The organism is Streptomyces sp. SID5910 (assembly GCF_009862125.1).
Lineage (GTDB): Bacteria > Actinomycetota > Actinomycetes > Streptomycetales > Streptomycetaceae > Streptomyces.
In genome coordinates, this window is sequence record NZ_WWHX01000956.1 from 1 (window position 1) to 12,681 (window position 12,681).

The 12,681-nt window shown below is 74.1% G+C and carries 9 protein-coding genes; 4 read left to right on the forward strand and 5 right to left on the reverse strand.

All coding sequences use genetic code 11. From position 1 onward, the window contains the following. Together GTW67_RS33915 and GTW67_RS33920 are read right to left on the reverse strand one after the other, a co-directional pair. On the reverse strand, window positions 1–301 hold a 301-nt coding region (locus tag GTW67_RS33915; RefSeq protein WP_161168570.1), incomplete at its 3' end, for a roadblock/LC7 domain-containing protein. Continuing rightward, the gene (locus GTW67_RS33920) at window positions 298–3,252 is read right to left on the reverse strand and encodes a sensor histidine kinase (RefSeq protein WP_161168571.1); all 2,955 of its coding nucleotides are present in this window, start codon (window positions 3,250–3,252) and stop codon (window positions 298–300) included. The genes GTW67_RS33920 and GTW67_RS33915, both read right to left, overlap by 4 nt. A 425-nt stretch (window positions 3,253–3,677) precedes the next feature. On the opposite strand from GTW67_RS33920, the gene GTW67_RS33925 reads away from it, so the two are divergent. Then, window positions 3,678–4,223 (forward strand): hypothetical protein, encoded by a 546-nt coding sequence (locus GTW67_RS33925; RefSeq protein WP_524539853.1) that lies wholly within the window; start codon window positions 3,678–3,680, stop codon window positions 4,221–4,223. 45 nt (window positions 4,224–4,268) lie between these two features. Here the strand turns inward: GTW67_RS33925 and GTW67_RS33930 are convergent, their stop codons facing one another. After that, window positions 4,269–5,453: an NAD(P)/FAD-dependent oxidoreductase gene (locus GTW67_RS33930; protein WP_202438062.1), complete on the reverse strand. Its 1,185-nt coding sequence runs from the start codon at window positions 5,451–5,453 to the stop codon at window positions 4,269–4,271. Continuing rightward, window positions 5,450–5,773, reverse strand: a complete 324-nt coding sequence (locus GTW67_RS33935) for a bifunctional 3-phenylpropionate/cinnamic acid dioxygenase ferredoxin subunit (RefSeq protein ID WP_161168573.1) — start codon at window positions 5,771–5,773, stop codon at window positions 5,450–5,452. Before GTW67_RS33935 ends, GTW67_RS33930 begins: the two co-directional genes overlap by 4 nt. 235 nt (window positions 5,774–6,008) lie before the next feature. On the opposite strand from GTW67_RS33935, the gene GTW67_RS33940 reads away from it, so the two are divergent. From GTW67_RS33940 to GTW67_RS33950, 3 genes are all read left to right on the forward strand, one after another. Continuing rightward, window positions 6,009–6,896: an IclR family transcriptional regulator gene (locus GTW67_RS33940; protein WP_237519166.1), complete on the forward strand. Its 888-nt coding sequence runs from the start codon at window positions 6,009–6,011 to the stop codon at window positions 6,894–6,896. A 221-nt stretch (window positions 6,897–7,117) separates the two neighbouring features. Continuing rightward, the gene (locus tag GTW67_RS33945) at window positions 7,118–9,571 is read left to right on the forward strand and encodes a GcvT family protein (RefSeq protein WP_161168574.1); all 2,454 of its coding nucleotides are present in this window, start codon (window positions 7,118–7,120) and stop codon (window positions 9,569–9,571) included. 62 nt (window positions 9,572–9,633) lie between these two features. Further along, window positions 9,634–10,800, forward strand: coding sequence for an SRPBCC family protein (locus GTW67_RS33950; RefSeq protein WP_161168575.1), 1,167 nt, complete (start codon window positions 9,634–9,636; stop codon window positions 10,798–10,800). Between the two features lie 27 nt (window positions 10,801–10,827). Here GTW67_RS33950 and GTW67_RS33955 read toward each other — a convergent pair. Further along, window positions 10,828–12,681 (reverse strand): coiled-coil domain-containing protein (locus GTW67_RS33955; protein ID WP_524539852.1); only part of this gene is annotated, 1,854 nt, incomplete at its 5' end.

A 12,681-nucleotide genomic window follows, 5' to 3' on the forward strand; every position in this document is an offset into this window, starting at 1 on the left:
CGTCGCGCGCGGCCGTGACGAACAGGAAGGCGTCGTCGAGTTCGACGACGGTCTGCCGGACGCTGCCCGCCTCGAAGTGGCGGCCGACGCCCTTGGCGAGGCTGTGGAAGCCGGAGGCCACGGCCGCCAGGTGCTCGCTGTCCTCCCTGGTCAGGTCCTTGGATGCGCCGGTCGCCAGACCGTCGCCGGACAGGACGACGGCCTTGCGGATGCTCGCGACGCGGTCCACCAGGTCGTCGAGGAGCCAGTTGAGGTCTCCGGACCCGGTGTCGGTGTGGCCGGTGGCCTTCGGTGCGGTCATCGACCGTCCCCCTTAGTCGTTCGGTGTGGTGCTTGTGGTGCCTGCGACGCTTGTGGCGTCTGTGGTCGTGGTGTCCGCGGGGCGTCGCCGGGAGCGGTGTCGTCCGCGGCGTTCTCCTTGCGGCCGCGCTGCCAGCCGCGCTGGAGCGAGGCCATGCGGCTGCGCACTTCCTCGGCGTCCCGGTCGGCCGGGGCGGGCCGGTCCTCGGGGGGCCGTTCGGCGCTGCGCTTGAGCTGGGGGGCGAGGTTGGCCTGCCGGACGCGCCGGGGCAGTGCGCCGTCCTCGCCGGTCTGTCCGGGGGCGTCCGGAGCGGTGGGCGTGGGTGGGGTGCCGCGGCGGCGGGACGGGAGGGTCGGCAGCGCGCCGGGCTCGGGGCGGTCGGTGTCGGGACCGGGTTCGTTCTCCGGCTCCTGGCCGGGTTCACGGCCGGCTCCGAGGGCGGGGCGCTCGGCGGGGGCGTCCGGGCGGCGGCGGGAGGGCAGCGCGGGCGGCTCACCGTGTTCCGCCCGCGGGTCCGTCCGGCTCCCCGCGTCGGTGCCGGGCGTGTCGTCCGCACCGCGGGTGCCGCGTTCGGGGACGGGGCGTCCGTGCGAGCTGACCAGCTTGGGCGTCCGGCGGCGGGGCAGCGGGACGGGGGCGTTCGGGTCGTCCTCGGCACCGGGCTGCTCCGGGCCGCCGGGACGGGCCGGGCCGCCGGACCGGTCGCCGCCCGAGGGCCGTTCGCCGGCCGCGGGGAACCGTTCCGGCCCGTCGGTGTCCGGGCGCCGGCGCTCGTCGCGGCGGATCAGCGGGTCGTCCTGCGCCGCGGCGAGGGAGCGCCGCGCGCGGAAGAGGCCGCCGCGCTCGCTGTCCTGGTCGTCCAGCCCGCCGGGAAGGCCGTCCAGGGCGTCCAGGTCGACGGGCGCCTCCAGTTCGACCGGCCCGTCCAGCAGCGGGGCCGGCCGGCCCGGGAGCCGTACGGGGACGTGGGCGAGGGCGGAACGGCGGCTCTCCTCCCGCTCCTTCTCCTTGGCGCGCTGCGGCCGGTCGAGGCGGAATCCGACGCCGTTGGTGTCGGGCGCGTCGTCGGTGAGCAGCGCGTCGGGGACGAAGACGACGGCGGTGGTGCCGCCGTACGGGGAGGGCTGGAGGGAGACCCGGACGTTCTGCCGCTGGGCGAGCCGGCTGACGACGAACAGGCCGAGCCGGTCGGTGTCGGACAGCTCGAACTCGGGTGTCTCGGCGAGCCGGAGGTTGGCGTCCAGGAGGGCTTCGGCCGCCATGCCGAGGCCGCGGTCGTGGATCTCCAGGGTGAAGCCGTTGGCGACCCGTTCGCCCAGCACCTGCACGGCGGTGTGCGGCGGCGAGAACACCGTGGCGTTCTCCAGGAGTTCGGCCACGAGGTGGGTGAGGTCGGCGACGGCCGGCCCGGTGACGGCGACGCGGGGCAGCCGGCGGACCTCGATGCGCTCGTAGTCCTCGACCTCGGCGACGGCGGCCCGCACCACGTCCATGAGCTGGACGGGCTTGCGCCACTGCCGGGACGGTGCGGCGCCGGAGAGGATGACCAGGCCCTCGGCGTGCCGGCGCATGCGGGTGGTCAGGTGGTCCAGGCGGAACAGGTCGGCGAGTTCCTCGGTGTCCTCGGTGCGGCGTTCCATGGTGTCGAGCAGGGTGAGCTGCTTGTGCAGGAGCACCTGGCTGCGGCGGGCGAGGTTGACGAACACCTCGGAGACCCCGGCGCGCAGCTCGGCCTGCTTGACGGCGGCCTCCACGGCGGCGCGCTGGAGGGTGTTGAGGGCCTGGCCGACCTCGCCGATCTCGTTCTTGTCGTACTCCAGGCGGGGCACCTCGGTCTCGATGTCGACCTGTTCGCCCGCCGAGAGGCGGCGCATCACGCTGGGCAGGCGCACGCCGGACGCCTCGTGGGCCTCCAGGCGCAGTTGCCTGAGGTCGCGGATGAGGGCGCGGCCGACGCGGACGGACAGGAAGAGGGAGAACAGCACGGCGATCAGGCCGAGCGCGCCGGCGACGACCGCCTTGGTGATGACGTTCATCGCGACGGGCCGGACGCGGTCCTGGTAGCGGTCGGCGGCCTGGTCGTCGAGGTCGCCGAGCTCGTCGAGGACGCTGCCGGCGGCGGTGTCCCAGCTCTTGGCGGTGACGCCGCGGGGCAGGCCGTCCTCGGTGGAGACGGCGGCCTCCTCGGCGACGCGCAGGGGGGCGGAGGAGGCGTTCTTCCAGAAGCGCTCGTAGCGGCCGCGTTCCGTGGCGGGCAGCAGCGGGAGGTTGCTCTCGTAGAGCACGGTGCGCTGTGCCACGAGGTCCGAGACGTCCCGTGTCTCGCTCCGGGTGAGCCTGCCGGTGACCAGGGCGGAGCCGAGCAGGGCGTCCTCGCGGGAGAGCAGTTCGCGGGCGCGGGCGACGTCGACGAGTGCGCGGTACTGCTTGTCCAGGCCGACGTCGTCGACGACGTGGAGGTTGGCGAGCAGGGCGTGGCAGGGGTCGACCAGGCGGTTGTAGAGGCCGAGTGCCTGGGCGCGGTCGACGGTGCCGTCCTCGACGCTGCGGCGCAGGGCGTCGATGCCGTCGAAGGCGTCCAGGACGGCGGTCAGGCGGTCCTGTTCGGCCGCGCCGAGCGCGTCGCGCACGTCGGCGTCCTCGGCGTTGCCGCGGATCTCGGCGACGGCCTCGTCGGTGGCGGTGCGGCTGCGGTGCAGGGCGCTCAGGCCGTCGGAGGCGCGTGGGTCGGCGAGGTAGACCAGGGTCTGGCGGCGTTCCTGCTGGAGGACGCGGACGGTGTCCTCGACGGGGTAGCCGACCTGTTCTACGAGGGTGGACACGTTGAACAGCCGGCCCGCCTCGCGTCCCGTGAGCACCGTGGCGAACGCCCAGATGCCCGTCAGGGACACCAGCGGCACGAGAAGCAGCGCCACGATCTTCCGGCGGATCGACTTCCCGCGAAAGCGCATGGACTCCCCCAGCTGGACCCCCACCGGCAGGGGGTACATATGTGCGTCAACAAACGGCGCGAGCCTACTACTGACGCACAGGTAACTCGAAGACCCGTCCGGAAGGCGAACTTCCGCACCGGCGGCCCGGGATGGTCAGTTGTCCGGTCATTGCGGGAGATTGCCGCCCGGGTTCCGACGGTGGTGCGGAAACGTGCCTGCGCGGCATGGCGGGCGAGTTGGCCGAATTTTTTCGGCTGTCGGGGGATTTCCGGGAATCTTGGCCGGTCGTGGTTCGTCGTTCTTCGTGGGAGAGGGAGGCGGAATCGGCCACAGGAGCCGCATCCCGCCTCCGGGCGGCGTAAAGCGACGCAAGCCGGGCAGCCAGAGGGGAGCCGGGTCTTCGGACCTGGAGCGGGCTGTAGGCGGTGGGGAGTGACATGGTGATGGGCACGGCGGAGCGGCGCAGGGCGCCGAGGGACGCCGGTACGGCCGGACCGGCGGCGGGATCGGGCCCCGGGGCACCGGATCGCGACATTCCGGCGCCCGGGCGCGCCGCTGAGGGGCCGCAGCACGGCAGACGGCGGGAACCCCAGCCGGTGTACCGGCAGTTGTGGACGGACGAGCCGGCACGAAGTCGCCGGCTGCCGGATCCGGTGCGTACGGCCGCGGTGCGTGCGGTGCTCGTCGTCGCCGTGACGCTGATCCTGGCGATGGTGGCCTTCCTGTGCACGATGGCCGGTTCCTGGCTGGCCTTCCCGATGGTGATCGGCAGCGTGGCCGGCACGGTGGTGGCGACCTGGGGCGTGCTCGACGTGTGGGTGACGCGCCAGGTCTGGAATCAGCGGCACGGCGTGGTGTCGACGCCGAGCAGCACCGCGCGGGCCATGCGGCGGGAGCGGCGCCGGGCGCGGCGGCAGGCGCGGATCGCCGAGCGGTCCCGGGAGCGGATACGCCGGCGCGGTGGCGCGGGGCAGCTGTCGCATTCCTGAGCGGCCGAGGGTGCCTCTGCCGAGGGGCCCGTCTCGTGGCCGCGTTCAGCTCGCGGCGGGCTGCGCCGGGGCCGCTGCCCTGGCGAGTTCGCGCCGGGCCCTCATGAAGGGGCGTGGCCGGTCCACGGACAGCACCGCGGTCGTACGGCCGTCCCGTTCGTAACGGGCGAGGAAGCCGCCCTCGGCGGGCGCCCCGTCGGTGATGCCGCCCTCGGTGATCTGGACGGTGTCGCCCTCCTGGCGCCGGCCGGCGAACTGGAGGCGCGCGCCGTACTGGTCGGACCAGAAGTACGGCACCGGCCTCACTGTCTCCACGGTGCGTCCGGCGAGCAGGTTCGCCACGGCTGCCCGGGGCTGTTCGGTGGCGGAGGTCCAGTGCTCCGCTCGGACGCCGCCGACGCGGGCCACGTCGCCGACCGCGACCACCTCGGGCAGGGCCGTGACGCACCCGTCGTTGCACAGGACGCCGTCGTGCAGGGCCAGCGCGGAGCTCGCCAGCCAGCCGGTGTTGGGGGTGGCGCCGATGCCGACGACCACCACGTCCGCCGGGAGGGCGCGGCCGTCCGAGAGAGTCACCGCGGTGACGGCGGCCGTGCCGTGCAGCGCGGCCACGGAGGTCCCGGTGACCAGGTCCACGCTGCCGCGGCGGTGCAGCGCGGCGCACACGGCGGCCATCTCGGTGCCGAGCTGGGGGACGAGCGCGAGCGGGGCCGCCTCGACGACGGTGACGGCGTGACCGAGGGCGGCGCAGGAGGAGGCGGTCTCGGCGCCGATGAAGCCGCCGCCGATGACGACGACCCGGCGCGGGCCCCGGGTGAGTTCCTCGCGCAGCGCGCGGGCGTCGTCCAGGGTGCGCAGCGTGTGGACGCCGGTCAGGTCCTCGCCGGGCAGACGCCGGGCGGAGGCGCCGGTGGCGATGACGAGGCCGTCGGTGGACACGGTGCGGCCGTCGCCGAGCAGTACGGTACGGGCGCGGGCGTCGAGGCCGCGGGCACGGACGCCGAGCAGCCACTCGGCGTCCAGTCCGGCTGTCTCCTCGGCGTCGGTGAGGGCGAGCCGGTCCTCGTCAGCGGCGCCGGTGAGGAAGTCCTTGGAGAGGGGAGGCCGGTCGTAGGGGCGGTGGGGTTCGTCGCCGACGATCACCAGCCGTCCGTCGAATCCCTGGGCGCGCAGTTCCCGGGCGGCGTAGAGGCCGGACAGCGAGGCGCCGACGACCGTCACGGTCCTCATGCGGCGCTCCCCTCCTCCGCGGCGACGTGGACGTGGACCATGCCGTCGTCGACGCTGACGCGGTGGGTGCGCACGGGGCGGCGGGCGGGCAGGCAGGTCGGCAGGCCCGTGCGGAGGTCGAACGAGGCGGCGTGCAGCGGGCATTCGACCAGGCAGCCCTCCAGCCAGCCCTCGGAGAGCGAGGCGTCCTGATGGGTGCAGGTGTCGTCGATGGCGTAGAGCTCGCCGTCGTCGGTGCGGAAGACCGCGATGGGCGGGGTCGTCGCGAGGCGGACGGACTCGCCCTCGGGGAGGTCTTCGAGGCGGCAGACGGGAATCATGGGCCCCCCTCTCGGTCCGGAACGCGGGGCTCTCACGGGGATCCGCGCCCTCGGGATCGCGCGTTCCGCCAGGGGCGCGCGCCCCTTCCGGGATCCGGACTCTTCGGTAACATGATGTTTCACATGACGCACTGACAAGCGCTGTGCGCAACAGAATCCGGGCGGGCGACCGTGACGTCAAGGGTTTCCCGCAGATGCGGCCCGAACGGGGCCGCCAGGTGGTGAGAGTTGAGCCATGACCCGCACGCGGAAGCAGTCCGAGGAGCACGGTGACGACCAGAGGGGGAAGGCGGCGGAACCGGTGCTCTCGGGGCGCTCGGCGCCTTCGGTGCCCTCGGTGCCCTCGGGAAAGCAGAGCGGCAGAGGCGCGGCGGCCTCGGTCCAGTCGGTGGACCGCGCGGTGAGCGTGCTGGAGATCCTCGCCCGCCACGGCGAGGCGGGCGTCACCGAGATCGCCGACGAGCTGGACGTGCACAAGTCCACCGCGTTCCGGCTGCTCGGCGTCCTGGAGAACCGCGGCCTGGTGGCCCAGGAGAAGGAGCGCGGCAAGTACTACCTGGGTGCCGGCGTCCTGCGCCTCGCGGGGGCGGCGGCCGTGCGTCTGGACATCTCCCAGGAGGGCGTTCCGATCTGCCGCGAACTCGCCGACGAACTCGGGGAGACGTCGAACATCGCCGTCCTGGACGACGACGCCGCGGTCAACATCATGCAGGCCCGCGGCACCGCCTCGGTCACGGCGCAGAACTGGCTCGGCCGGCGCACGCCGCTGCACGCCACCGCCAGCGGCAAGGTCCTGCTCGCCCATCTGCCGCCCACCCTGCGCGAAGGCCTGCTGGCCCGCCCGCTGCACCGGTTCACCGAGCGCACCCTGACCGGGTCGGCGGCGCTGCGCGGCGAGCTGGAGACGGTGACCCGGCAGGGGTACGCGATCACGCAGGAGGAGCTGGAGATCGGCCTCGCCGCCGTGGCCGCGCCCGTCCGTTCGCACGAGGGCAAGGTGATCGCGGCGATCAGCGTCTCGGGCCCGGTGTACCGGCTGAGCCCCGAGCGGCTGCCGGAGCTGGCGAAGCGCGCCCTGGCGGCGGGGGCCGAGCTGTCCCGCCGTATGGGATACGGCGACTGACCCCGGCGGGGCCGGGCGGACACGACCGCCAGGGGTTGGGCCGCACCCCCTTGACGTCCGGCCGACCGCGTTCCCACTATGTTCCTCATCGCGCAACCCATCGTGTAAAGCGCAACAACGGGGCAGCGGGCGCGCATCCGGCCTCCTGGCTCACCCCGCCCGGGCTCATCCTCGCTCCGACTCACCCCCGCTCCGGCTCACGAACCCCGGTAAGGAGGGGCATGTCCAGCACCCCCGTACACGGTTCCCCCCGCGTGGTCGTCATCGGCGCCGGCATCGTCGGCTGTTCGCTCGCCGACGAGCTGACCGCCCGCGGCTGGACCGACGTCACCGTCCTCGAACAGGGCCCGCTGCCCGCGCCCGGTGGTTCCACGTCGCACGCGCCGGGCCTCGTGTTCCGGACCAGCCCCTCGAAGACCCTCACGGCGTTCGCCCGGTACACCGTCGAGAAGTTCGGCGCCCTGGAGGCGGACGGCGTCCCCTGTTTCCTCCCGGTGGGCGGCCTGGAGCTGGCCACCACCCCGCAGCGCCTCGCCGACCTGCACCGCAGGGCCGGACTCGCCGCGTCCTGGGGCGTGCGCGGCGAGGTCGTGAGCGCCGCCCGGTGCAAGGAACTCTGGCCGCTGATCGACGAGTCGGTGGTCCTCGGCGGCTTCCACACCCCCGACGACGGCCTCGCCCGAGCCCTCCTCGCGTCCCGCGCGCAGCTGGACCGGGCCACCGCGCGGGGCGCCCGCTTCCTGGACCGCCACACGGTCACCGGCATCGAACGGCGCGGTGGCCACGTCACGGGCGTCGTCACCGACCGGGGCACCTTCCCCGCCGACCACGTCGTCTCCGCCGCCGGATTCTGGGGCCCCGTCATCGGCCGCATGGCCGGGGTCGACGTACCGTTGCAGCCGCTCGCGCACCAGTACGCGAAGACCGGGCCGCTCCCCGGCCTCGTCGGTGCCACGGCGGAGGCGTCGCGGCCGATCCTCCGCTTCCAGGACCGGGACCTCTACTTCCGCGAGCACACCGACCGCATCGGCATCGGCTCCTACGCCCACCGGCCCCTGCCGGTCGACCCGTTCGCCGTCCCGCCCTACGACGAGGCCCGGGCCCGGGACCTCGACATGCCGTCCTCCCTCCCCTTCACCCCGGAGGACTGGGCCCCCAGTTGGGAGGACTGCCGGCGGCTGATCCCCGCCCTGCGCGAGTGCGAGATCGACCAGGGGTTCAACGGCGTCTTCTCCTTCACCCCCGACGGCATGCCCGTTCTCGGCGAGTCCCGCGACCTGCGGGGCTTCTGGCTGGCCGAGGCCGTGTGGGTCACGCACTCCGCCGGTGTCGCCAAGGCGGTCGCCGAATGGATGGTCGACGGCCGGCCGTCCCTCGACGTGCACGAGTGCGAGCTCACGCGGTTCGAGGAAGCGCAGCGTTCACCGGCGTACGTCCGTGAGCGCGGTTCACAGCAGTTCGTCGAGGTGTACGACGTCGTCCATCCGCTACAGCCGATGGAGCGGCCACGCCCCCTGCGGGTCAGCCCCTTCCACGCCCGTCAGGAACAGCTCGGCGCCTGCTTCCTCGAAGGCGGAGGCTGGGAGCGGCCGCACTGGTACGAGGCGAACGCCGGCCTCGCCACCGGCCTCGACCTGCCCGAACGCGACGCCTGGTCGGCCCGGTACTGGTCCCCGATCGCGGCTGCGGAGGCCCGGGCGACCCGCGAGAGGGCCGCCCTGTACGACATGACCCCGCTGCGCCGCCTGGAGGTCACCGGCCCCGGCGCCCTCGACTTCCTGGACCGGATGACCACCAACAACCTCCGCAAGAAGCCCGGCGCGGTCACCTACACGCTCCTCCTCGACGAGGCCGGCGGCATCCTCTCCGACCTCACCGTGGCCCGTCTCGCCCCCGACCGTTTCCAGGTGGGCGCCAACTCCCCCGCCGACCTCGACCGGCTGCTGCGCCACGCGCCCGACGACGTGCACGTCCGGGACATCACCGCCGGCACCTGCTGCGTCGGCGTCTGGGGCCCGCTCGCCCGCGACCTCGTCCAGCCCCTGACCCCCGACGACTTCTCGCACGGGGCCTTCGGCTACTTCCGCGCCAGGCAGACTTACGTCGGCCACGTCCCCGTCACGGCCATGCGCCTGTCGTACGTGGGCGAGCTGGGCTGGGAGCTGTACACCACCGCCGACCTGGGACTACGGCTCTGGGACACGCTGTGGGAGGCCGGGCGGGAGCTCGGCGTCGTCGCGGCCGGCCGTTCCGCGTTCAACTCGCTGCGCCTGGAGAAGGGGTACCGGGCCTGGGGCGTCGACATGACCGGCGAGCACAACCCGTTCGAGGCCGGCCTCGGGTTCGCCGTCCGCATGGACAAGGGGGACTTCACCGGGAGGGCCGCGCTGGAGAACGCGGGCGAACCCACCCGGCGCCTCACGCCCCTCCTCCTGGACGACCCCGCCGCCGTGGTCCTCGGCAAGGAACCGGTGTACGTCGACGGCGCCCCCGCCGGCCACGTCACCAGCGCCTCGTACGGCTACACGCTCGGCCGCTGCGTCGCGTACGCCTGGCTGCCGGCCGGCCTGCCCAGCGGCACCGGTGTGCACGTCGAGTACTTCGGCGAGAAGGTGCCCGCCACCGTCGCCGACGAGCCGCTGTTCGACCCGGAGACGACCCGCATCCGCCGCTAGACACCGGCCGCGGACGCCCCGCCCTCGCCTCGCCCGCCGGACCCGCGACACAGGAGACGCACGTGACGTCGACACCCGTTTCCCCGGCTCACCGACCCGAGGCGCCCAGCCTGGTGGCGACGCTGCCGGGCCGTTACTACACCGATCCGGACATCTTCCGCCAGGAACAGCAACACGTCCTGGAGGCCCTGTGGTTCTGCGCCGTGCGCAGCGCCGACCTCGACCGTCCCGGCGCCTTCCGCACCGTCCAGGTCGGCCGCGAGAACGTCCTCGTCACCCGCAACCGCAGGGGCGCGCTGCGCGCCTTCCTCAACATCTGCCGGCATCGCGGCGCCCGGATCTGCCTGGCGGAGTCCGGCGAGGTGCGCCGCACCCTCCAGTGCCCGTACCACGCCTGGACCTACGACCTGGACGGCAGACTGATCGCCGCACCCAACCTGACCAGCATGCCGGACGTCGACCGGGCCGCGTACGGGCTGGTGGAGGTGGCCCTGCGCGAATGGCTCGGCTACGCCTGGGTGTGCCTGGCCGACGAACCGCCCTCCTTCGAGGAGACCGTGCGGGGCGCCGCCGTCGAGCGGCTCGGCGACCCGGCCGCCGTCGACCACTACGGGACCGAGGCCCTGGCCCTCGGCCGGCGCATCACCTACGACGTGAAGGCGAACTGGAAGCTGATCGTCGAGAACTTCATGGAGTGCTACCACTGCGCCACGATCCACCCCGAACTCTCCGAGGTCCTCCCGGAGTTCGCCGAGGGCTACGCGGCCCAGTACTACGTGGGCCACGGCGCCGCGTTCGGCGAGGACGTCCGGGGCTTCACCGTCGACGGCAGCGAGGGCTTCGGCCGGCTGCCCGACGTGGCGGAGGACCAGGACCGCCGCTACTACGCGATCACGGTGAAGCCCACCGTCTTCGTCAACCTCGTGCCCGACCACGTGATCCTGCACCGCATGTTCCCGCTGGCCGAGGACCGCACGGTCGTCGAGTGCGACTGGCTGTACGCGCCCGAGGTGGTGGCGTCCGACGCGGACCTGTCGAAGTCGGTGGAACTGTTCCACCGGGTCAACGCGCAGGACTTCGAAGCCTGCGAGCGGACCCAGCCGGCGATGTCGTCCCGGGCCTACCGCGCGGGCGGGGTGCTGGTGCCGAACGAGCACCACATCGGGATCTTCCACGAGTGGCTCTTCCGGCGGCTCGGGGACGACGGCCCTGCGGCGCCCTCTCGTTGACGGGCACCGCCGGGCCGTGTCGGCGTCCTAGGCCGGTGACCGGTCGGGGGCGGGCCGTCGGTACATCCGGGTAGCCGTGATCTCGCTGTGCACGGCGTCCCCCTCCCCGGCCGGGGCCTGCTGGGGCAGCCCCGGCCGCAGGTGTTCCTCGACGCTGATGTACTTCAGTCCGGCCCTCAGGTCGGCGTCGTTGCGCAGCCGGATGACCAGCGGGAACTCGGCCAGCGCGGTCGTGTCGAACAGGCCGGTGGTGTACAGGAGCTGCACGCCGAGCGCGTCGGACACGGCCCGCTGAAGCTCCAGCAGGTAGGTGGCGTTGGCGCGGCCGATGGGGTTGTCGAGGAACAGGGTGCCGGCGTGCCGGTGCCGGTCGTGGCCCCGGTCGTTGCTGCGCAGGGCGGCCATCGTGCAGTAGAGGGCGATGGCCGCGGTGAGCAGCTGGCCGCCGGAGAAGACGTCGCCCATCTGTCCGACGGGGACGCGCTCGGCGCGCAGGACGGCGTCGGGCTTGAGGATCTCGACGGCGACGCCCTTGGGGTGGAGTGCGGCGGCGACGCCGCGCAGCAGCAGGGACATGCCGTCGCGGCGCAGGTCGGAGTTCTTCCTCACGGCCGCCCTGGTCGCCTCGTCGACGACCTCGCCGAGCCGCTCGGTGAGGGTGGCCTGGTCGGGCTCCTCGAAGCGGATCCGCAGGAACTCCTGCCCGGACCACTCGCCGAGGCCTTCCGGCAGCCGGGAGAGCCGCTGGGCGGAACGGAGCGTGGCGAGCGCGGACTCGACCAGGCCGCGCAGCCGGTCCACGATCGAGTCCCGGTTGCGTTCCAGCTGGGCCAGTTCGTCGGTGAGGACGCGGAGCCGGGGCGCGAAGGCGTCCGCCCACTTGGCGGCGTGCTCGGGCAGCGCGGCGGCGGGCAGTTCGCGGATCTGCTGCCGTGCCGGGGTGCGGACCTGCTCGTAGCGCGTGGAGTTGGCGTGCCGGACGAGGACGTCGCTCGTCTCGCGGACGGCCGCCTCGGCGGCGGACAGGTCGGCGGCGCAGCCGCGCAGGGACCGGCGGGCCTCGGCGGCGGACTGCCGGGCCTCGTCCAGGCCGCCCGGGTAGGGCTCGGGCTCCTCCTGCTCCTCGTCCGGCGTGTGCTCGCGCAGCAGGTCGCGGAGCATCGCGGCGGTCTCGTCGAAGCCGCCGGCCGCGTCCTCGGCGGCGCGGTGCGCGTCGAGCAGTTCGGCGTGGGCGTCGCGGGCCTGGGTCAGCGCCTCGGTGCGGGAGGCGAGTTCGGCGGTGGCCGTGCGCAGCAGGGTCTGGGCGTGCTCGGCGTCGGCCGGGACCAGGTCCTCGGGGAGTTCGGTGTGGGCGGCGCCGTCCTCGGGCGCGTGCCGCTCCGCCTCGCCGCGCAGCCGGCCGAGCTGTTCGCTCGCGCTGGACATGCGGGTCTCCAGGAGCTGCACCAGTTCCTCGGCGCGGGCGGCGGCGGCCTGCCGGGAGGGCCCGTCGGAGCCGTCGGGCGACTCCAGGAGCTGGGCGGCCCGGGTGCGGACCTTGTTGCTGAGCCGGTCCAGCTCCGCGCGGGCCGCGCTCTCGTCGCTCTCCGCGCGGGCCTGCTCGGCGCGCAGGTCGGCGCCCACGCCGACCTTCTCGTACACCTGGGAGGCGGCGCGGTAGGCCTCGCGGAGGTCCGGCAGCGACGCCTTCGGCGCGTCCGTGCCGTCCCCGCCCTCGGACTCGGGTACGTCGTCGGGGGCGCCCGCGATCTCGGAGCGCTCGGCGCGCAGCGCGCGGGCGGTGCGCCGGGCGTCGTCGGCGGCGCGCTGGGCGGCGCGGCGGTCCTCGTCGGCGGCGCGGGCCCGCTCCAGGCAGACCTGGGCGCGGGCCTCGGCCTCGGC